Source organism: Gelidibacter japonicus, from assembly GCF_010725055.1.
In the GTDB taxonomy this organism is placed as follows: domain Bacteria; phylum Bacteroidota; class Bacteroidia; order Flavobacteriales; family Flavobacteriaceae; genus Gelidibacter; species Gelidibacter japonicus.
Map to the genome: position 1 here is coordinate 126370 of NZ_BJKB01000001.1, position 22388 is coordinate 148757.

Below are 22388 nucleotides of genomic sequence, written 5' to 3' on the forward strand. Positions count from 1 at the left end.
ATAGTTATTTAAACAGTTTTCTAAACGCACTTGTACTCTCTAAAAGAGTGATATAACGTTTTTTGAGTTTCTCATTAGTACCATAAAACTCATGAGACACTGGCGGTTTTTTCATGATATCTTCGAAAGCATCAACAGAGAGATTAAGTTTTTTTAGCACATATTCCTTATCTATGACTAATTGTGCTTCATCATAAATAGGAGTTTGCAACTCAGTTAGAGCCTCCTCTCTGGTGATTTGACCAGAACATATCAAAGTGCTCAAATGGGCTTTCCTTTTGTCCACACCAAATTTTTCTGGTAAAATATGATTTTGATAGAATTTTGTCCAAAGCGATTCGCAATGTTTTCCACCGTAATCACGCCAATCAAACTCCTTAACTATAGTAGCTATAGCATCTTGCTTATTATAATCTACAAAATCTAAAATAGAAATTGGAACTAATTTTTTAAAACCAGTATATTTAATTAATTTCCTAAATGGAACCCTTGGATAAGTATCCAACTTAATATGGCCAAATTGTTTATGTATGTTTTTAAGATTCGTATAATCCAATTTGGTATAAATCCAGGCCTTTGGCAAGATAAATTCAGTGACTATGTTGGTACCACTAATGATATAATCAATATCAAATTTTGATGCAAGCTTAAACATTGTGGCCTGAATGGCGTGGTCTGACACTACTTCTATGTCAATAACAGAAGCATGAAGATATGACAATTGCAAATCCCTAAACTCTTCCCAATTAACTACTATAGTATGTAAATCAAATCCGGTGTTTTCAATAATGCTATTGACGTTGTGCACGGCCAATTCTGAGTTCCAGCCATTATCAAAATGTACAGCTAAAGGTCGTAGTCCATATTGCTGGACCAGATATGCAACATAGCTGCTATCGACCCCGCCACTTAGGCCAATTAGACAATCATATTTCTTCCCTTTTCCATTGGCTTTAATTTCAGCGATGTTCTTTTCTAAAACTTGCGTACGCTTTGGTTCTTCCAATAAATCGTTTTCAGCAGCTTTTTGATACTCATAATAATGGTTGGAGATACCATTGCTATCAAATGTTATCCTTGGATCGGTTGTATCCATGACTGTTTTTGTACACATCTGGTAGGGTACTTCGTCAAACAGATTTGGATGGTATTTACTATTTTTTATTATCATTTTATTTTGGTAAAAACATTATTTATTAAAACATTGGGTTTAGGGTAATTAATCATCACGCCTCTTTGTTTTGATGCATAAACAAACAAACTTCCGGCTGCAACGGCAGATGCACCAGCATTATTGACCACATTCACAAAATCATCCAAATGAGACGCACCACCACAGGCCACTACAGGAATGTTGACAGCTGCAGTTACTTTTTCAACGAGAGCAGTATCAAAACCCTCATAGGTTCCGTCTCTATCAATGGCCATTAAAATAAGTTCTCCAGCTCCTGCCTGTTCTGCCTGTTTGGCAAATTCAACTGGGCTCAACTGTGTTTTTTTTGATCCGTTCTGCAAATATACCTTATAGTTTCCTAACCAATCTTTTTTAACATCAATAGAAACAACAGCGCTCTGACTACCGAATTGTTCTGAAATTTGAGAGATCAAATCAAGTTTTTTAAAGGCTGTCGTGTTGAGAATCACTTTCTCTGCACCCTCATAAAGTATTTCTTTTACCTCTTCTATCGTCGTGATACCACCTCCGTAGGATAATGGCATAAAAGCTTCTCCAGCTATTTCCCTAATTTGTGAAATATTAGGGGCTCGTTTTTCTTTTGTGGCGGAGATATCCAGAATAACTATTTCATCAACTTCCTTCTCATTGAATATTTTAACGGCATTAATAGGATCACCAATATACTGATGGTTTTTAAATTTAATTGACTTTACAAGGCCACCATTTTGAATTAATAATATAGGTATAACTCTAATGCGTCTCATCAATAGTTGTTTATAAAATTACGCAATAATTGCATACCATATTTATGACTCTTTTCCGGATGAAACTGCATGCCAATTATATTGTTTTTTATAATACCTGCGGTAAACTCATGTCCATAAGTTGCAGTCACTGCTATATCTTCTGCATGATTACAAGCCATATGGTAGGTGTGTACAAAATAGAATCGTGAATCTGTTGGCATATCTCTAAATAAAGGCACGTCTTGTTTAAAGGTAACATCAGTCCAACCCATATTTGGGATTTTTAAATTACTGGGTAATTTGCTTTTATCAAATCGCACAGTTTCCGCGTCAATCCATCCCAGACCTTTTTCCTTTCCTTCTTCACTCCCGTTAGTCATTAATTGTGCGCCGAGACATATTCCTAAAATTGGTACCTTATCGTCTAAAACTCTTTGATTGAGGACCTCCGTCAAACCGGAAGATTTCAACTGTTTCATGCCATAATCAAAATGACCAACTCCAGGCAGTATCAGTTTGGAGGCGTTTTGAATATCTTCAACCCGTCCAGAAATAATAGCATCAGCATATCCTGCCTTCTTTAACATCTTTTGTATTGAAGTTATATTACCTACCTTATAATCAATTATAGTAATCATAATTCAATACTATTTAACTTATTCTTGTTACTTATGAAATAGATGATAAATGAAATGATTATTACTAACGTCACAAATGATTTTAGGAATATAGAGATATCCTTCAAAATATAAACAGTTACTAAACTCATCAAAATCAAGAGTAACCATCTTATGGGGTAGTAGTTTAATTTATTGTTTTGCTTATAATCTTTCAAGTAGAATCCAGCGAAACCAATATATAACAAACTAATGAATGTTGTAATTGCAGCAGCTTCAAAACCGTAAATAGGAATAAATATTAAGTTCAAGCCTACGTTTAAAACCCCACCTATAGTAGACACTTTCCATAATTGATTTGTTTTTTCTAAATAGAATAATTTGTTGATAGATGCCCAATACATTGGTCGGTAGGAATATCCCATAATTATAATAATCGCAATATAGTATACGCTACTTAACTCTTCATTACTAATTAATATATTGAAAATCTCTTTCGCCCATAATGAAGCTGTAAAAGAAAGTAATATAAAACCTATCTGTAAAAAAAAAGTTAGGTCTCTGGCTTGGTTTTCGGCTTCAGGATTTTCCTTACTGAATAATTTCGTGTAATAGGGACCAACAGCCATGCCTACAGCTGTTCCGAATATTTCAAAGTAATTTCCGATGATGTATGCCATATTATATTTACCAATATTATTAATGGATACATTTAATTGATCCATTACCAAACGGTCGGAAGAATTAAGTAAATAGGCTGAGTAATTATGAGGTAAAGTTGGCAGACCAATCTTAAGTGCATTTTTTACAAACGACTTTTTTAAACTAAAAATAGGATACAATTTTAATTGAACCATAATTGGCCAAAAATATGAACAAAACATAATAAAGGCGCCCGCTGCGGCTGAGTAATACCAGCCCATATAACCTATTTTTAAAATTACAATACAATAATAGCTGATAATAATGGTAGCTGTGCCTGTGATAGCTGTTGTTATAAATATTCTTTGTGGCTTCTGGGCTATTTGAAAATATCTACCTCCTAAAGAATTCACCACAGAAAACAGGTAATTTGGAATAACCAACAGAACTATTAATAAAGTCTTATTACTCCCCACTTCTTCAGGAATAATTAAATATAAAATAATGATGTAAATTAGAGTAAATAGCTGTTTCCATAAATATAAAATGCCACTATATCTTCTCCAGTAATTTTTCCATCGGTTTGGTTTTTTAAAAAACGAATTGACTAATAACACATCCAAACCTAAGGATTGCAACCCCATTAATAAACCGTTATATGCCATTATAGTACCGTAGACACCATAATCCAATGGCGTAAGATATTTGGTGATAATTGGCAGTAAAACAATATTAGCCAGTTTTGGTATTTGTGGCCCTAATGCATAAAGGATTGTGTGGGATAATAATTTTTTTAACATTAAAGAATGTTTTTATTCCTGATAAATTTGGCAGGAACACCTCCAACAATTGTCATGGGTTCTACATCCTTAGTGACTACTGAATTGGCACCTATAATTGCATTATTACCAATGGAAATTCCAGGATTAATAAAAACATTTGCACCAATCCAAACAAAATCACCAATGGTAACATTCTCTAATTTATTTTTATTCGATATTGAAAAGTCTTGATCAGGAATTTTACTTTGCTTGTAAATGCGAACATTATGACTGATACTGCAATTGTTTCCAATTGAAACTATACAACCCTGAGAGGACTGGATAGTGGATAACTCCCCGATATAGAATCCATCTCCACATTGAATCTTACCATCACCATAAAATAATATGTTATCTCCATTAAATCTAAAGTTTTCGGAAATGTTGTATTTTCTTCTATAGGAATCATATTTATTTTTTTGACTGAGAAATTTACCGTTCTCATATATCCTTAAATAAATTCTATTTATAAATGTTTTAATCATTTTGATTTACAAATTCTCGCCATTTATTATTATTGACTTCTATAAAATCGTCTTTATATTCCTTATCATTTGGCACATTCTCCAATTTAAGAAACAAATGATTTAGCTCTTCACTGTTCTTAACATTAAATATGTAATTGCTCTGAATGTTGTTTGAACCAATCCATCTATTGGTAATTAATCTTACAACTTTGTTTTTAGTAATTAATGCATCTAAAAAAACCGTGGAATGAGCACTCGTTAATATTAAATCAGCCATCCTAAAATCGTCGATTAGGCTTTTCTCACTACTTATGATATATTCAGTGTCTTTAAGTACTTCAAATACATCTTTAATACTAATGTGCCCTCCTGGGTGTAATCTAATTGTTAGTTTAATATTAGGAAGTGTTACCCTATTTTTAATTATATTCCATTCAGCGATGAAGCAATCTAATGTCGTTAAACACCATAAAATATTTTTAATAGTAATTGATCCTTCTTTATGCTCAACTGTTTTTTCTGAATTTATATATTTAGGATTCCCTAAAGACAGAATATAGTCATTGTTTAAGCTATTATTTTGTTTGAACATTTCTCTATAGTAGTTTCCCCAAACAATAAATTTATTAGGCAATGGAAGTCCAGCCTCAATTTCTTTATCAGTTATCATATAGACGGTATGTACTTCGCTAAAGTTACCATGCTGAATACCATAAGAATACGCGTTATGGTTTTGAGAATGCTTAATTGCGTTACTAATGGTTTTACCATAAGGATATAATTCATCTGAATACAGAAACGCAGCATTTTGGGCTTTAAAAAAATTACCTAACCATACATGTAAAAAAACTAAGTCACTTTTGTTTTGTAATGTTGCTAATAAATCTTCTTTTAAAAAGTCAAGTGTAAAATCAATGCCATCTATTTTAATTCCATTGAATTTTGCCCTTTTAATCTTATAAAAAACTTTTAGTATCTTAAATAGTGTACTTGATATTTCAAATAAATTCGGTTTTTTATCAATGAATTCTTGTGGTGTTTCAAGGGCAGGACTGTGTTGATGCCGCCATTCTAATACGGGAATAATTGATAGATCTTTACTCTCTAAATTATATAGGTTTTTTAATTCTAAATATTGACCATTATAATCCAGGTTGTTGTTTAAGGAATTAATTATATAATAATTATTTGAGCTCGCTTTTTTATACTCTTTGTTATTTCGGTAGAGTAAAATTGATTTAATTACAGATAATGAACTTCTTAAAACACATTTAACATTAGATTTAGTCTCAGTAGGAGATAAAAATAATAACTGAAATGAAATGTCATATTTATATCTAACAAGTAGCTTTCTTATAGAGTTTTCAGAGCATAAAAGTTCATTAGGTAAAATTAATGTGAGTTGTCGATATTCTTCCTGAATGGTTTCTGAAGAATATTTTAGTAGTGTTAATAATAAAAAAAAATCTTTCCCCCAATGGTATATTGGGTGCTTACTCCCTGTGTCAGACAACCAGTAAATAGGTAGGCCACTAACGTTATATGATAGGATGTTTTTTTGAGAAACAATTTGATCAATAAATTCTTTATAAAGATTCAGAGCTTCTTTATATATGTCATCTTGATTATAAAAATCTGAAATATGTAATTTTTTATCTCGATTTATGCTGTTTGGAATATCAAGAAGACAATCGTCTTTATTTTCAATAGGAAGATTTCTTATACGGCTTATGTTAATCGTTAGCATGTATAGTCATCTTTTATATATTTTCAGGATCTAAATAATTACTGCTTAGTCTTTCGGTCATTATTATATTTCAGTGAATTTATATTTAATACCGCGTCCTAAATTAAAACTTGTTGCAATTAATTCCTTTATTTTTTTTTATTTTTTATTTTTCAAAATCAGAAATTCCGCATATTCAAAATCATCAATATAGTCAATATCGATAGATCTATTTCTAGGCATTATATATGCAAATGAGTTTTCAGTATAATACGTTTTAGATTTCAGCAACTCAAATTTAAATATATATATGGCACCGTTAGGGTAATATGTTGGTTGTAAATCTTGTCTATTTTGTAGCTTTTCATTTGGTAACGAAATAATTCTTTGATCACTATCAATATTTTTATGCCATGATATAGGATGCATTTCTTGTGTGTAACTAATAACTGAGTCCGCATTATTTATTTTAAATAATTTAATAGCATTATCAATATCATGACTAGTTCGCAGTGGCGAGGTAGGTTGCAGTACAATGAGATTTTCTACGATAATACTTTCCTCTTTACAAATACGATTGATGGTATATAGATAAGTGTCTACCGCTAAAGAATCGTCTTCAGCGAGATATTTTGGTCTAAGAAAAGGAACTTCGGCACCATATTTCTTAGCAACTTCAGCAATATTCGAATCATCAGTAGAAACAATAACTCTACTCACTAATTTGGATGCCAATGCAGCTTCTATAGTATAGGCTATTAAAGGTTTACCACTCAGTAATTTGACATTTTTACCTGGTAATCCTTTTGAATCACCTCGGGCTGGTATTATTACTATCATTTTTATTTTATATGTTCTACTAATTCTTGAGCTCTAATGTAATCATCAGGTTTGCCAATATCGATCCAAAATCCCAATATTGGATTATGAATTAATTTTCCACCATCTTTTACAACGCTTTCCATTAAGTCAGTGATATCATAAAATTCGTTTTTCGGAATTTTATCAATCAATCTTTTATTCAATATATATATCCCAGCATTAGAATGATAAACATAAGTGGGCTTTTCTTTAAAGTCTAGTATTTGATTTTCATTTGTGTCAAAAACAGCGTATGGTACGTCCACCTTGTATACTGTAGAAGCTACCACCATATCTGCATTAAATTTAACGAGATCAATATACATTGCTTCAAAATCTACATTTGTAAATAAATCACTGTTCATTAAAAGTATATTATCCGATTTAAATTCATCTACTAATGCCAATGATCCTGCGGTTCCCAGAAATTTATCCTCCCAAACATATTCTATATTAATTCCCTTCTTACTTCCATCTCCGAAATAGTCCTGAATTTGCTCTCCTAAGTAATTTAAAGAGATATAAATTTTCTTAATGCCATACCTTATTAGGTGATTAATATTATGTTCTATTATTGGCATATTACCTAATGGCAACATGGGCTTTGGAATTTCATCTGTTAATGGACTGAGACGTTTGCCTCTACCACCAGCCATGATCATACATTCTATTGGTAATGCTGCGACTGACTTTTCCAAATCTATAATCCGCACCAGTCTCTTCTCGTCGTTTAGGATAGGCAAAATCTTAATAACTCCATTCTTATATGGTTTTAAATCTAAAAACCCCTTATTATCATACTTAAACACAAAATTTCTATTGCAGATTAGGCCTACAGATTTGTTGATATCAGCATCTTCAGCAAGAGATCTTCTAATATCCCCATCAGTGAGTGATCCTACAATTCTCTCACTTTTATCATGAACAAATAAAATAAGCCCACTTACCTCTCTTATATTGTTCAGTTTTTTGAGAGCATATAGAATATCACTGTCTTCAGAAATTAGAATATCATTAAGTTCCATCATTATATTAATTTAAATTCTCCCATCCTAATAAAGTATCTGCCTCTACATCATTTTTCAGAGTTCTACCAACAACATATTTTATTTCATCAGGAGAAATACCAGATCCTGGGCGTTTTACTTCAAGATCCTCCAATTTAATCATATCTCCTTTTCTCAATTTTTTACCTGCAACAATGCTTCTTCTGAATTTAAGCTTTTTACTTTCTTCATCTGCGGAGACAACTCGAGTAAAACTTCCAAGTGACTGTTGTATATTTTTGCTTTCCCTAACAATCTCCTTCAGCTCTCTCGGATCTGCAGATATTTGATGATCCCAACCCGGCATATCCTTATCTAACGTGAAATGTTTCTCAATTACACAAGCTCCAAGTGCTACTGCTGCAAGTGGAATGGACGTTCCGATTGTATGGTCAGAGAATCCAATTGGATAATTAAAGGTCTGTTGTAACATTTTAATATTATTTAAATGAATATCTTCATTTTTTGGAGGATATATTGAAATACAATGCAAAATAATAATCTGTGTATTACCTTCATTTTCAATTGTTTTTACTGCTCTTTCTATTTCTGAAATAGTCGACATTCCTGTGGATAGGATAATTGGTTTTTGATATTTTGCCATATGTTTTAACAATTCTAAATTGTTAATATCCATTGACGCAATTTTTAAAAAAGGCACTTCCAGTTTTATAAGTAAATCGACTTCGTTCTTGGAAAATGGCGATGAGCAAAAATCAATTCCCACAGTTTTACAATAGTCCTTCAATTCAAAATGCTGACCTTCTGTTAAAGCATACTTTTCGACCATTTCTTTTAATGAACCAAAATGCTTTTTGCCACCATCACCATCATCATAGGATTGGTTCTTATCATATTCACTTTTAGAGACAAGCGAGCTTGGTGTCCATGATTGAAATTTAACTGCATCTGCGCCACATTCTTTGGCACTATCAATTATCTTTTTTGCCAAATCCATATCTCCGTTGTGATTGGCTCCAATTTCAGCAATAATATAGGGTTCTGAATAATTAAATATTTCTTTCGAACTATTAATTTTTATTTTCATATTTAAAATAGGTTTCTAAATTTATTATTTCACTCCACCAGCCTGTGAAAATTGATTCAATATTTGAATTTATTAATTTCATATATCTCCTTTTAAAGGCATCATTTTTCAATTTTATTTTTAGATTCTGAATTTGCTTAAGTTTATTTTCAAATAATGATGTATATTTTTCCAAAGCATGGTTTTTACAATATCTAATTAAAGCTGAATAATGTATTTCCTTTACTCTAATTCCCAGTTCTAATTTTTGGTCTGTTAACAGCAATGACATTCCAATAGTATTGTTGTTATATTGTCTGTAATGTGTTTGAACGTCTCCTAAAAACTTTATTTTATAATTGTTATGTATGATTAAAGTCGTTATAAAGAACCAATCTACAGCGATTAAATTTTCATCAAAATCCAATCGACTTAAAATTATTTCGGATCGAACCGCTATATTCGAAAGGCCAAAAACATTACCATCGAATATTGTTTCTGATATCTTATCTAAGTTTTTAATTTTCTTTTCTAAAAAGTTTTCGCTTCTAAAACTTTCGCCAAAAACAGTTAATTCATTAAAAACCAAATGGTTCTCCTCTAAAGATTCAATAGATCTTTCAATTCTATTTTCCGAAAAATAATCATCGCTATCACCAAATACAATATACTTATACCCTAATTCTAATACCGTATTAATACCTATTTCTCTATTTTTCGCTGGAGATTCGGCGGCTTTAATTTCAATAATATTTAAACTGGTATATTTAGCTTTGTAAATTTCAAAATTCTCAATACCATCATTAATAACCAAAACATCAAAATCTGCATTGGTTTGCTTCTGTAAGGAAATAAAAAAATCATCCAAATAGCTTTCTGACGCAGGAAAAACAGTCGTTAACAGTACATGGCTAGATTTTTTCACGTTATCCGAATTCAGGTCTATCATTAATTAACTTCTTCTCCAACTCAAGCAACTTATTACTTCGTTTCTTTAATATTTTGGCAGGTATTCCAGCATAAACACTCCATTCTTCCAAATCTTTTGTTACTAAAGACATTGATCCAATGCTACAGCCTTCTGCAATATGACAACCTCCAATAATAACAGTTCCTGCCCCAATAATAACATGCTTACCAATGGTCACTAGGCCTCCAATGTGTGAAGTATATTCTTGAGGTATTGATTGTGCTGTAAGATAGTTTCCTGAATAATCATCAGAAGCACTATAAATTATTGTATTGGCTGCCATACTTGAAAAATTTTTTAGAACAATTCCAAAAAAACCACTCAAATGACACCCCCTAGCTATAAAAACATTATTCCCCATTTCTATAAAGCCATGTGTAGCTGATAAAATTACAAAATCATCAATCCTCACATTATTTCCGAGGGAAATGTTTTCTTGTCCATAAATTCTTGCGTCCGATGAAATTTTTACATTCTTTCCGATTTTCTTAAACCCAAAATCTGACAATTCATTTTCGGTATAGTATTTACTTTTTAGCATTTTATCTGATTTTATTTAACACTGCTTGGAATATTTACAACTCTATCCACCAAAAACATGGCATTAATTTGTTCATCTTTAAAACAGTTTTTATACATAGGTAATTTAAACATCAATTCCCAGATTGGTCTTGTCATTACCTTTGCTTCATTGGTTTCTTTTAAAAACAGATCTCTGGCATTTTTATTTTCAAGTTCCGCACACATCAACCAATAATTAACTTTTGTTTCCGGCAATTCTGTCCTGAATACAGTATCTGATCCTTTAAAAAATTCTTCATAGCTTTTTGCCAACTCCCTCTTTTTCTCAAGAAACCAGTTAAGCTTTTCAAGTTGTGCACAAGCCAAAGCTGCGTTGAGATTCGGCATCCTATAATTATATCCCAAACTATCGTGAACATACTCGTAGGCATGAGGCTGCTTTGCCGTAGTGGTTAAATATTTCGCTCTAATTCCTAAGGCAGTATTATTTGTAACTATTGCTCCACCTCCTCCGCTAGTTACAATTTTGTTTCCATTAAAAGAGAAAACACCTACCTCTCCAAAACTTCCAGTCTGCTGCCCTTTATATTCGCTTCCTAAAGATTCTGCCGCATCTTCTACTACTGGAATTTTCCAAAGACTGCATATTTTTATTATTTCATCAATACGAACTGGGAAACCAAAAGTATGCATTGGTAAACAAGCAGCAATACGATTTCCAGTCTTCTTGTTATAGCAGCCATCTTCTCGAAGGTCACCATACTCTTCTAAGAAGTTTTGAATTGCATCTGGAGACAACCCCATTGTGTCCCGATCAACATCTAAGAAAACTGGTTTGGCTTGGTTATATGCAATTGCATTGGCTGTCGCCACAAAAGTAAGGGCTTGAGTTAAAACTTCATCTCCACTTTTCACTCCAATCAAACGCAAAGCAACCTGGATTCCCGCTGTCCCGTTAACAACCGCCACGGCCTTTTTGGTTTTGGTAATATCCTGCATCATATTCTCAAACTTATCAACATAGGCACCTACTGAAGAAACAAACGTCGAATCTATAGTGTCTAAAAGATATTTTTTTTCATTACCAATAAAACGTGGTTCGTGTAGCGGAATGAAATCGCGATTAGGAAATTGAGATTTTATAAAATTCACAACGTCGTTAAACATTATATATATCTGCTTTATAGTGTTTTAAATTTTCTTTATCAGAGAACCAATCAATTGTTTCTTGTAAACCTTGTTCAAGACTATGTTCAACTTTCCAGTTGGTATGTTTTATGAGCTTCGAATTATCTCCAAACAATCGAAACACTTCTGATTTTTCTGGTCGCATTCTATCTTCATCTTGAATAATTTTTGCATTAGGGTTGATCAGTTCTATTAGGGCGTCAGCCATTTTCTGCATAGAAATTTCAGAGCTTGTTGCTATATTACATTCATGTCCAATTAAACTGTCGGTTTCAGCAATTTTAATAAAACCGTTGATCGTGTCTTTAACATATAATAAATCTCTAGTAGGAGTCAAATCTCCCAAGTTAATTTCATCAAACCCATTTAGTAGCTGAGTAATTATTGTAGGAAGAATTGCTCTCGCAGATTGTCTTGGTCCGTAGGTGTTAAAAGGTCGCACAATAGTTATAGGCATGTCAAAGGATCGGTAAAATGAATCTGCCATACAATCCGCACCAATTTTCGAAGCTGAATAGGGTGATTGAGGCTGTTTCGGATGTTTTTCATCAATTGGAACATATTGTGCAGTTCCATAAACTTCTGAAGTAGATGTTACCAAAACCCTTTCAACTCCTAAATCTTTAGCCGCTTGAATTATATTTAAAGTGCCTTTTACATTTGTATCGACATAACTATCTGGAGAATGATAAGAATAAGGAATGGCTATTAATGCCGCTAAATGAAAAACAATATCGCAGTTTTTCATAGCAGTCCGTACTCCATTTGGATCTCGTACATCTCCAGAAAAAATCTCAATTTTATTTAGTTTTTCTTTCGGAAAACTATCAAGCCATCCCCAAGAATTAAAAGAATTATAATAAACAAACGCTTTTACTTCATGTCCATCATCAATTAATTTCTCAACTAAATGACTTCCAATAAAGCCGTCGGCTCCAGTAACCAATATTTTTTTATTATTTAAAATCATCTTATTTATTTGACTTTTTTTTGTATCTATATATTTCTTCGTTTAATCCCTATCACCGTATTTTTTGCATGATCATAGGCAATTACTCTACATCCATCATTCATAAGCTCAATTTCATTGGCTTTCTTTAATAAAACTTGCTACTATAATATGTTTCGTTAAACGGTTAAAATGTTATTTTACTAACTCAGATTGTTCTATATTTTCTTTTTAAAGCTATAACTTTAAAGTTAAAACAACTTTACCTTATTTTCTTCAATGAGGTATCTTTCTTTAGTCTCTGGGCAGGTTGCGAGATTATCTGCATTAAAGTTCAATTTATGCCCAGCCCTACTGACCCAACCAATTTGACGGGAAGGATTGCCAACAATTAACGCATAATCTGGGACATCATGAATAACCACGGTGCCAGCCCCAACAAAGGCATATTCACCTATAGTGTTACCACACACAATGGTTGCATTGGCACCAATTGAACAACCTTTTTTTAGTAATGTTTTTTTAAATTCTTCACGTCTTACAATAAAACTTCTTGGGTTGATGACATTTGTAAAGACCATGGAAGGCCCCAAAAAAACATCGTCCTCAATGGTTACTCCTTCATATATAGAAATATTGTTTTGCGTTTTTACGCCGTTACCAATAGTCACTCTTGGCCCAACCACACAATTCTGACCAAAAGAACAGTTTTCACCAATACGGGTGTATGATAGAATGTGTGAAAAATGCCAGATTTTGGTATTCTTACCAATGACTACATTATCATCAACATAACTTGATTCGTGTACAAAAAAATCGCTCATAGTATTAGGGATTAGGGACTCGTCCGAACGTGCCTTTTCGGTACGGGTGGGTTAGGGATTTAAAACAACAGAAAATCATAAGCAGCGTAAATAAATTATATAATTTTTTTACAAAATGGATGATAATCGCCTTTCAGTCCAATAGCTTCAAGGTTTCTAATTGTAGAAACGGTATTAATTGAGCCATAAGCTTCCTCTAATCCAAAACCATGGCCTTTTAATATTTCTTCATAGCTCTTGGTATGCAGATCGGTGAATCCTCCACTAAATTCTATCTCCTCATTATCAACAGTGATGGAACGATAAGTTGTGAGACCTTTATTCTTAACGGCATCTGGAATATAATCAAAATTTACCGATAAAAACCATCTGACATTGGCATGCTTTAATTTTAAAAAGCCAGCATTGGCATCTGGTGTTTTTGAGTGCACAATATTTTCCGAGACATCACCAAAAATCCAACACAACATATCAAAAAAGTGAACACCAATATTGGAGGCGATCCCTCCTGATTTTGCTTCATTGCCTTTCCAGGACACAAAATACCATTTTCCTCTTGAAGTTAAGTAGGTCAGGTCAATATCATATACTCTGTTTGGATTCTGTTCCAATTCCCTGGCAACCTTCTCTTTTAACGCGATAATAGTGGGGTGCAATCTCAACTGAAGAATGTTATTGATCTTTTTACCCGTTTCATTTTCTATCGTTTTCAACTGATCTACGTTCCATGGGTTGAGCACTAATGGTTTCTCAGAAATAGCATCAGCACCGCTACGCAATGCAAATCTAATATGCGAATCGTGTAAATAATTTGGAGAACAGATAGATACATAGTCAATTTTATTCCCGCTATCCCTTCGCCATTTATCCACAAAGCGATCAAAACGCTCAAACTCCGTAAAGAAACTGGCCTGAGGAAAATGACTATCCATAATACCAATACCATCATACGGATCAAGTGCGGCAATCAAGGTATTACCCGTTTCTTTTATAGCTTTCATATGTCTTGGAGCAATATAACCTGAGGCTCCAATAAGTGCGAAATTTTTCATTTACTTAGTCCAATTATTTGATTAAAATTTAAAAATAGCGTTAAAAAACCTTATCAATGATTTTCCTATCGCCAAACAGCGAAAGCTAATTATTAAACCTATATAAAGTGTTTATTTTATGATATCGCTAACCAGATCAGAAACAACCAACTCTTGAAATGGCTTCGCCACTCTCACTCACATTAAAATATTTAATGCAATGAAGACCAATGGCTTATAATAAAACATAAAACGCTAAAAAAGCGTTTTAATCGGCTGCAAAACTACAACAATAATGAGGAATTCCCATTTTAAATTGGCATTTGTTTCTGTACTATAAACCAAGGGTTCAATAAGTCTTCCCTATTATAGATCATATTCTCTTTAGAAATCCAATCCAAAACCTCTATCCCGGCCTGTTCACAAATGGCCTGTCCCGCCGCAGTGTCCCACTCCATGGTAGGTCCAAATTTTGGATAGCAATCGGCTTGACCTTCTGCAATCAGACAAAACTTTAATGAACTGCCCTTGGTAACCACCTCAACTTCACCGTATTTTTGTTTTAGCTGGTGTATATACGTTTCTGTGGCCTCAGAGGGATGTGAGCGACTGGCCAAAATGGTAAATATGTTGTTTGTTCTGGGTAATGGTAATTTTACGGCTTCAGCAATAACATCATCCAAATTATAATTAGTGAGATTGACGTTGACTTTATATGCGCCAGGGATCGCTTGCACGTCCGAAGGGCGGGCAAGTTCAATTTCAATTTCCTGCCTGAGTGGCGTCCAGGAAAAATACAAATCCCCTGTAACGGGAACGAAAATGATGCCCAATACAGGTTTCCGATTTTCAATCAGAGCGATGTTGACAGTGAATTCGCCATTGCGTTTAATGAATTCTTTGGTGCCATCTATGGGGTCGAGCATCCATAATTGCTTCCATTCCTTTCGCACGCCGTAGGGGATGGATTTCCCTTCTTCTGAAAGCACAGGAATGTTGGTCGGCTTTAAATGCGATAGGATGACATGATGAGCGGCCACATCGGCTTTGGTCAACGGGGAGTGGTCGCTTTTAAGTTCCACTTCAAAATCATCGGAATGATAGATGTCCAAAATGACTTTTCCGGCTTCCAGGGCGGCGGTGATGGCGGTTTTTAGATGTCCCGTCTTCGCCAAATTCTTACGGACGGGCAGAGAGGTGTTAGGCATAAGATGTCAAGAATTCAGGTTTATAATTGTTAATTGTTGATTATTATTGGTTATAAATAGTATAACTACCGTCTGCCGACTGCCAACTGCCGACTGCGGACTGCGGACTGCGGACTGCAAACGTTCCATAAAGATAATTTAAAATTAATTGAGGTCAGCATTTAATTATTTACTTCTTATTCATACTTAGAACGCATACTACCCTGAACAACCTGTTTTTAGTGGACACAAAGGACAGTTGAAGAGCATCATACACAAAAACACAGTTCCTTATAATAATGGGGTTCGACTGCGCTCACCCTGACATAGCGCTGTCACCCTGAGTGCAGTCGAAGGGCTTGTTACACAACAATACAATTAATGACAAACAACGGGGTTCGACTGCGCTCACCCTGACAAGTGAAAGCCATTTCCCATCTCTTCCCCTTTAGGGGCTGGGGGTCCAGCCACATCTCACACCCAATCAAGGAGTACAACAAAGCGTCAATGCGAGTCTATCTGCCGTCCAAGCAGAGAGCGACGCGGCAAATGCGAAGCATTCACTCCTGCCCGTCTTTAGCCTAAGCGATTGCGGGAATACCTAAATTTAAAAATAATCAATTGTTCGTAATCTTTAAGTTGCACCGCCAATACCATGAGATTGTCACGTCTCTACTCGTATCAACACGTTTAAATAGTGCCTTCAGAATCTCCAAACATTTCTCTGACTTCTAAATGCAAACCATCCCATTTAAAGTTAATTCAAGGCTTTAAGTACTGCATGGTTGACATAATAATTGGTACGTCCAATTTTATGTTTTACCAAATGTCCATCAGTAGCCAACTGATTTAAATAATTGGCCGCCGTTATACGAGATATATGTAGCTCATTTTGCAAAAATTCTATTTTGGTGTATGGCTGCTTAAACAAATGATTCAATAAATCTTGACTGTAAAATTTATAATTGTCACGCAAGAGCATCTTATAGTCTGCCATGGCTTTTTTGATATTCCTCACTTTCTCCAAAGTGTCTTTTGACGTTTCGGTGATGGCGGTAAGCATATAACATAAATAGTCTTCCCATTCTCCAGTATCGCGCACCTTCTGCAGCAACTGATAATACTGGTTTTTATGTTGGATAATATATTTGCTCAGATACAAAATAGGAGTATCCAATAATTGATATTGTATAAGGTATAAAATATTTAAAATTCTTCCCGTACGCCCATTGCCATCATAAAATGGATGAATACTTTCAAATTGAAAATGGAACAGCGCCATTTTAATAAGATGGTCTATAGGTAAATTTTCTTCTACATTAATAAAGACCTCCAGGTTTTGCATGAGTTTTACAATGTCCTCATGACTTTGGGGCGGCGTATAAACAATAGCATCAGTTTGTTTGTTTTTAAGTGTGGTTCCAGGCACCTTTCTGAACCCCGCATTATTCTTTTTCAGTATTTGCTGAATTTGCTTAATGTGATTTATGGATAAAAAATGATTCTTAGCTACGGTAGCAAAACCTGTTTTCATGGCCACTATATAGTTCTGCACTTCTTTGGCCTGACTAGAGGTCACACTCTCTATACCCATACTGGCTTTGTAAATCTCATCGTGGGTCGTTACAATATTTTCTACTTCCGAACTATCTTTCGCCTCCTGTATGGCCAACGTATTTATTAAAATATCCTGTCGAGGAATTGATTGGGCAACTCCCTTTAATTCGGCTAAAGCCCTATGTGCTTCCGGTAAAAGCTTAAGCACCTTTAGAGTTTCTAAGTCAACAGAATAAGGCAGGTTTTGGAGTTTCCAATTCATTGTCTATTATTTTGCACCTATATACGTGTAAAGATAATTGGATTTTCTATACACATCATACTTATGTGAAAAAAAAAGTAACATATCTATACACATTTGTATGTTTCTCAAATTGCTGCAGCACTGCATCAATCAACGATAATTAATAGAAAGAATCTAAGGTTAAGTCCAATGAGAAACTAACCTATTGATTACATCACGGCAACAGTAACCTTGACGCCTCCGCTGCTCCAATCGGAAATGGAGCACAATGTTACTTCCTAAAAGTGGCCTTTTATCAAGAAATCAACGGTATCCAGTCGTTCCCACACAAGCGTCATTCCATGTCTGTCTGCCGTCCAGGCAGAGAGTGACGAAGGAGCGACGCGGCAAATGCGAAGCATTCACTCCTGCCCATCTTTAGCCTAAGCGATTGTGGGAATATCTAAATTTAAAAATAATCAATTGTTAGTAATCTTTAGATACAACCTTCCAATTAATAAATGACGTCCCCATTCTCAATAAAGGCCTAACGTTGTTGGTGGAAAACATCAACAATGGCATAAGTGGAAAACACCAATACCAACCCGAATAACTCAGGCTCGAGCGGAACGCTTGAGCCCGCCAGGTTTCAGGATCGGCGGACTGTTTTTTCCAACAATAACGAGAACCGCCCTAACATCCTTACTAATAATCCATCAATTCAACTAAAGAAACCTTCAATAAAATTGTAAGAGCAATAAGAGTCTCAAATTTTGGATTTGTCTCACCTCTTTCTATTTTTCCAAGAGTCTTCTTAGTTATTAGGGAGGTTTTATCAGCAATCTCTTGTTGTGAAATAGACCTCCCCTCATAGTCTGAACTTTCTAAACGCTCTCTAAGTCGTCTTACATGGTCTCCAAATTTCTTTTTTTCTGAATTAAAGTTGATAGCTTTCATTCCATAAAATTCACCATATCATTAATTTTTTTTGGTAACCTGTAGGTTACTATGTTAATATTTTATATATTCGCTTTGCATTCCCTTAAAACCGAATGCAATATTTATTTTTGCGATAGCATTTCTATAAAATTTAGAAGCATTCGCTTTGAATCTCGCGCTGGAAAACTGGTAATTTAACGTGTACGAGAGGATAAGCAGATTGCTCACGACCTAGGCGTGGGCTCTCTTATCTGTACACAAGGTATACCAGTACCGCCAGCGCAGTAAGTTGAGTTCTGCGCCTTTTTTATGCGCATACTCTACTTACAAAATTGTGTTTAATTAGGTAATTACTAAAAGGTATGAAAAAACAAAGATTTCCAAACTTCAACCAGCTTGGGTACCATAGGCCAGGACTGTCACTCTTTGATCTTATCTATGCCCAAAAGCCAAAAAACCCAGTTTAACCTAAAAGCTTGGGGAAGCACCTTTCCTTTTTGATTCCGGTTGTAACCTCTTAGAATCCCCTTGCTCAATCAATCTTTTTTAATCCCGGATTAATAGCACGACGGTTTCCGCAGCATCGCCTGTCGGTAGGTATAAAATGAGTTAGTCAAACGTGGATATGGCCGCGCCAGGACCAGCATGCCTTTTTTGGCCGGCCCGATGCCACCAAAAGTTATGCGGTATAATTAAACATATTTATGCTGCAAAGCCTATAACTGCACTCTTTTTTATACTTAATAATCAACCCTACCGATAATATATTACGGTAAAAAAGCCCACTCCCAAGTTTTCGACGACATTGGAGCAGGCCAAAAGTTAAAATTAATCAATCACTTTAACCATTACAAAACTATGACAAAAAATCATAAATCAGTAAGATGGCGGCGTATTTTTGGCTGCAATCTTCTTTTCTTAATGTTCACCCTGCCCCTCACAGCCCAAGACCTCTTGGTCTCTGGCAAGGTTACCGATGGCCAATTGCCTATCTCCGGCGCCAATGTTCTTATTAAAAACACCAAAAAAGGTGTAGTATCAAATTTTGACGGGCGTTACAGCATCACCGCCAAGGCCACAGACACGCTCCAAATATCCTATTTGGGGTATACTACAGTTACCATCCCCATTCAAAATCGTACAACCATAAATGTCACCTTACAGGAGGATGCTACCGCATTAGGTGAAGTACAAATTAACGCTGGTTACTATACTACTACTGACCGTGAGAAAACCGGAAGCATATCCAGGATTACCGCTAAAGAGATAGAGACCCAACCTATCAATAATCCACTCGCAGCTATGCAAGGTCATCTTTCAGGGGTAAATATTGTACAATCTACCGGCGTACCTGGAGGGGGTTACAGCATCGAAATTCGTGGAAAAAACTTTATAAATGGAAGTACAAACCCATTATTTATAGTAAATGGTGTTCCCTACGGCTCCCAATCCTTAGAAGCTCCTGATGTTTCTGCGGGTATTAATGGTTCTCTTGTAAGCCCCTTAAATGCTATTGATCCTAATAGTATTGAGAGTATTGAAGTGTTAAAAGATGCGGATGCCACAGCGATATATGGGTCTCGTGGCGCCAACGGTGTGGTATTAATTACTACAAAAAAAGGTAAACAAGGAAAGACTATAGTAAACACGAACATGAGTACCTCACTCGGACAAGTGACAGGCTTTAGAAAACTAATGAATACTCAACAATACCTTGAGATACGAAAAGAGGCCATTATTAACGATGGATTTGGAGCTTTTTTGGAAAATCCTAACTTCGATTTTATTTGGCCCGATCTAAAAAGTTGGAGTCAAACGCGCTACACCGATTGGCAAAAAAATCTTATAGGTGGTACTGCCATTAGAAATAATTTTAGATTGTCTGTATCTGGCGGGAAAGAAAACACACAATTCTTAACTGGAGCCACACACCTAAAGGAGACGACAGTATTTCCGGGTGATTCCAATTATAAAAAGACGTCCATTAATAATGCTATCAACCACCAGTCTGCTAATCAACGCTTCACACTAGTTAGCACTGCCAGTTTTACGTTCGAAGACAATCAATTACCTAGTGCCGATTTTACCGTTTTGGCGAACACCCTCGAACCAAACGCACCCAAGCTATTTGATAATAACGGCAACTTAAATTGGGAGAATGGAACATGGGCAAATCCTCTTGCCAGACTTAAACGTCAATATAATGCCTTAATAAATACCTTAATGGCAAATATGACTGTGTCGTATTCATTAATGGACAACCTAGAGTTCAAATCCAATTTTGGTTTTAACAATTATGATTTAGAATCTTATATCATCTTTCCGAGTTCAGCATTAAACCCAAATGATGGGGTTGATTCGAGCTTTTCTTCTCTAACAACCAATAAAGGACAACGAAAATCCTGGATTATTGAACCTCAACTAAATTGGGAACAGCAATGGAAAAATATCCGTGCAAATATATTAATAGGTAGTACATTCCAGAAAGAAACCTCAACCCAATCAGTGCAAAGAGCAAGAGGATTCCCGAACAACCAATTAATACTTAACCCGTCTGCTGCAAGTTCGCTAGAAGCACTTCAAAACAGCTATAGTGAATACAAATACATGGCATATTTCGGGCGAATTAACCTAAACTACCAATCTAAATACTTTATTAACCTGACGGGGCGGCGTGACGGCTCTTCTCGATTTGGACCGAATAAACAATTTGGCAATTTTGGAGCTGTAGGTGCGGCATGGTGCTTTTCAAAAGAGGCCTTATTCAATGAGAATACCTGGTTAAGTTTTGGTAAAATCAGAGGGAGTTATGGAACCACTGGCAGTGACAATATTGGGGACTATAGGTTTTTAGGGACCTATAGTACCACGGGCTTTGACTACAACGGCACTTCGGTATTAGAACCCACTGGGGTTTTTAATCCTAATTTTAGATGGGAAACGAATAAAAAAATAGAATTAGGTTTCGAATTCGGCCTTTTTAAAGACCGAATACTGATTAATACATCATGGTATCGCAACCGCTCATCCAACCAACTCATCGGCGTCCCCTTAGCAGCTACTACAGGTTTTAATAGCTTGGTAAGTAATTTTGAAGCTACTGTTGAAAATACAGGATTCGAAATGGAATTTAGTGCTGTAAAAATCATAAATAAAAACTTACAGTGGACAACCACATTTAACTTTACTCAAGCTAAAAATAAACTTTTGAAATTTCCAGATTTAAAAAGCTCTACATTTTCAAATAAATATATCATAGGCCAACCTTTAACCATTGTGCATCTATATCATGCCTTAGGGGTTAATCCTGACACAGGCTTATATCAATTTGAAGATTATAATGACGATGGAAATATCAGTGCGGAGGACAGACAGTGGATTGTAGATTTTGCACCGAAATTTTATGGAGGATTAGGAAATATTTTTAGTTACAAGAATTTGTCAATGGAATTCTTTTTCCAATTCAAAAAGCAAAAAGCATACAACAGTTTAGCAAGCGGAGCATCGGCGGGCCTAAGGGAAAATGGTTCCGTAAATTTAATTAACCGCTGGCAGCAAACAGGCGATATGGCACCGATACAGCGCGCAACTTTTGGAAGATATCCCGGTGCCGGTTTAGGAGGACAAAACCAGAGCATGAGCAACGCAGCAGTTTCCGACGGTTCATTTATTCGTTTACGAAATGTTTTGCTTAGTTATAAAGTACCTAAACACATGCCATCTGACCTAGATTTTACTGTTTATGTACAAGGTCAAAACATACTGACCATTACCGGATTGGACGTGGCGGATCCAGAACAAACTTCCAATGCCATCTTGCCTCCACTTAGACAATTGACTCTAGGAGTCCAATTAAGTTTTTAATTCA

At 35.0% G+C, this 22388-nt stretch carries 18 protein-coding genes and 1 pseudogene; 1 reads left to right on the forward strand and 18 read right to left on the reverse strand.

Features of this window, described 5'->3' with window-relative positions; genetic code table 11:
• Window positions 1-4: 4 nt before the first annotated feature.
• The 18 genes and pseudogenes from G6N06_RS00545 to G6N06_RS00630 all read right to left on the reverse strand — a co-directional run bounded on the left by G6N06_RS00545 (window position 5) and on the right by G6N06_RS00630 (window position 18538).
• Window positions 5-1171 carry an N-acetyl sugar amidotransferase gene (locus G6N06_RS00545; protein WP_163514106.1) on the reverse strand — a complete coding sequence of 389 codons (1167 nt, stop codon included), beginning with the start codon at window positions 1169-1171 and terminating at the stop codon, window positions 5-7.
• Complete coding sequence (locus G6N06_RS00550) at window positions 1168-1941, reverse strand: AglZ/HisF2 family acetamidino modification protein (RefSeq protein ID WP_163514107.1); 774 nt, start codon at window positions 1939-1941, stop codon at window positions 1168-1170. The genes G6N06_RS00545 and G6N06_RS00550 overlap by 4 nt, the downstream gene beginning before the upstream one ends.
• A complete protein-coding gene (gene hisH / locus G6N06_RS00555) occupies window positions 1941-2561 on the reverse strand; it encodes an imidazole glycerol phosphate synthase subunit HisH (RefSeq protein WP_163514108.1) in 621 nt (206 codons plus the stop codon). Before hisH ends, G6N06_RS00550 begins: the two co-directional genes overlap by 1 nt.
• Window positions 2558-3982: a lipopolysaccharide biosynthesis protein gene (locus tag G6N06_RS00560; protein WP_163514109.1), complete on the reverse strand. Its 1425-nt coding sequence runs from the start codon at window positions 3980-3982 to the stop codon at window positions 2558-2560. Before G6N06_RS00560 ends, hisH begins: the two co-directional genes overlap by 4 nt.
• 20 nt (window positions 3983-4002) lie before the next feature.
• Window positions 4003-4146 (reverse strand): annotated as a pseudogene (locus G6N06_RS20085) (DapH/DapD/GlmU-related protein); the annotation flags it as partial.
• Between the two features lie 334 nt (window positions 4147-4480).
• Window positions 4481-6217 (reverse strand): hypothetical protein, encoded by a 1737-nt coding sequence (locus G6N06_RS00570; protein ID WP_163514111.1) that lies wholly within the window; start codon window positions 6215-6217, stop codon window positions 4481-4483.
• Between the two features lie 138 nt (window positions 6218-6355).
• Window positions 6356-7036 carry an acylneuraminate cytidylyltransferase family protein gene (locus G6N06_RS00575; protein ID WP_163514112.1) on the reverse strand — a complete coding sequence of 227 codons (681 nt, stop codon included), beginning with the start codon at window positions 7034-7036 and terminating at the stop codon, window positions 6356-6358.
• Between the two features lie 2 nt (window positions 7037-7038).
• Window positions 7039-8082 (reverse strand): nucleotidyltransferase family protein, encoded by a 1044-nt coding sequence (locus tag G6N06_RS00580; RefSeq protein WP_163514376.1) that lies wholly within the window; start codon window positions 8080-8082, stop codon window positions 7039-7041.
• Window positions 8083-8089: 7 nt separating this feature from the next.
• Complete coding sequence (locus G6N06_RS00585) at window positions 8090-9151, reverse strand: N-acetylneuraminate synthase family protein (protein WP_163514113.1); 1062 nt, start codon at window positions 9149-9151, stop codon at window positions 8090-8092.
• Window positions 9135-10055, reverse strand: a complete 921-nt coding sequence (locus G6N06_RS00590) for a glycosyltransferase (RefSeq protein WP_163514114.1) — start codon at window positions 10053-10055, stop codon at window positions 9135-9137. The genes G6N06_RS00585 and G6N06_RS00590 overlap by 17 nt, the downstream gene beginning before the upstream one ends.
• A 1-nt stretch (window position 10056) precedes the next feature.
• A complete protein-coding gene (locus G6N06_RS00595; protein WP_163514115.1) occupies window positions 10057-10641 on the reverse strand; it encodes an acyltransferase in 585 nt (194 codons plus the stop codon).
• An 11-nt stretch (window positions 10642-10652) separates the two neighbouring features.
• A complete protein-coding gene (locus G6N06_RS00600; RefSeq protein WP_163514116.1) occupies window positions 10653-11789 on the reverse strand; it encodes a LegC family aminotransferase in 1137 nt (378 codons plus the stop codon).
• The gene (locus tag G6N06_RS00605) at window positions 11782-12780 is read right to left on the reverse strand and encodes an NAD-dependent 4,6-dehydratase LegB (RefSeq protein ID WP_163514117.1); all 999 of its coding nucleotides are present in this window, start codon (window positions 12778-12780) and stop codon (window positions 11782-11784) included. The genes G6N06_RS00600 and G6N06_RS00605 overlap by 8 nt, the downstream gene beginning before the upstream one ends.
• 230 nt (window positions 12781-13010) lie before the next feature.
• Entirely contained in the window at window positions 13011-13583 is a 573-nt protein-coding gene (locus G6N06_RS00610) for an acyltransferase (protein ID WP_163514118.1), read from the reverse strand.
• A gap of 95 nt (window positions 13584-13678) precedes the next feature.
• Complete coding sequence (locus G6N06_RS00615; protein WP_163514119.1) at window positions 13679-14635, reverse strand: Gfo/Idh/MocA family protein; 957 nt, start codon at window positions 14633-14635, stop codon at window positions 13679-13681.
• 290 nt (window positions 14636-14925) lie between these two features.
• Entirely contained in the window at window positions 14926-15822 is an 897-nt protein-coding gene (locus tag G6N06_RS00620; protein WP_163514120.1) for a 3'(2'),5'-bisphosphate nucleotidase CysQ family protein, read from the reverse strand.
• 736 nt (window positions 15823-16558) lie between these two features.
• Entirely contained in the window at window positions 16559-17620 is a 1062-nt protein-coding gene (locus tag G6N06_RS00625; protein ID WP_163514121.1) for a Fic family protein, read from the reverse strand.
• Between the two features lie 666 nt (window positions 17621-18286).
• Window positions 18287-18538 carry a helix-turn-helix domain-containing protein gene (locus G6N06_RS00630; RefSeq protein ID WP_163514122.1) on the reverse strand — a complete coding sequence of 84 codons (252 nt, stop codon included), beginning with the start codon at window positions 18536-18538 and terminating at the stop codon, window positions 18287-18289.
• A gap of 840 nt (window positions 18539-19378) precedes the next feature.
• Here G6N06_RS00630 and G6N06_RS00635 point away from each other — a divergent pair.
• Window positions 19379-22384, forward strand: a complete 3006-nt coding sequence (locus G6N06_RS00635; protein WP_163514123.1) for a SusC/RagA family TonB-linked outer membrane protein — start codon at window positions 19379-19381, stop codon at window positions 22382-22384.
• Window positions 22385-22388 lie beyond the last annotated feature (4 nt).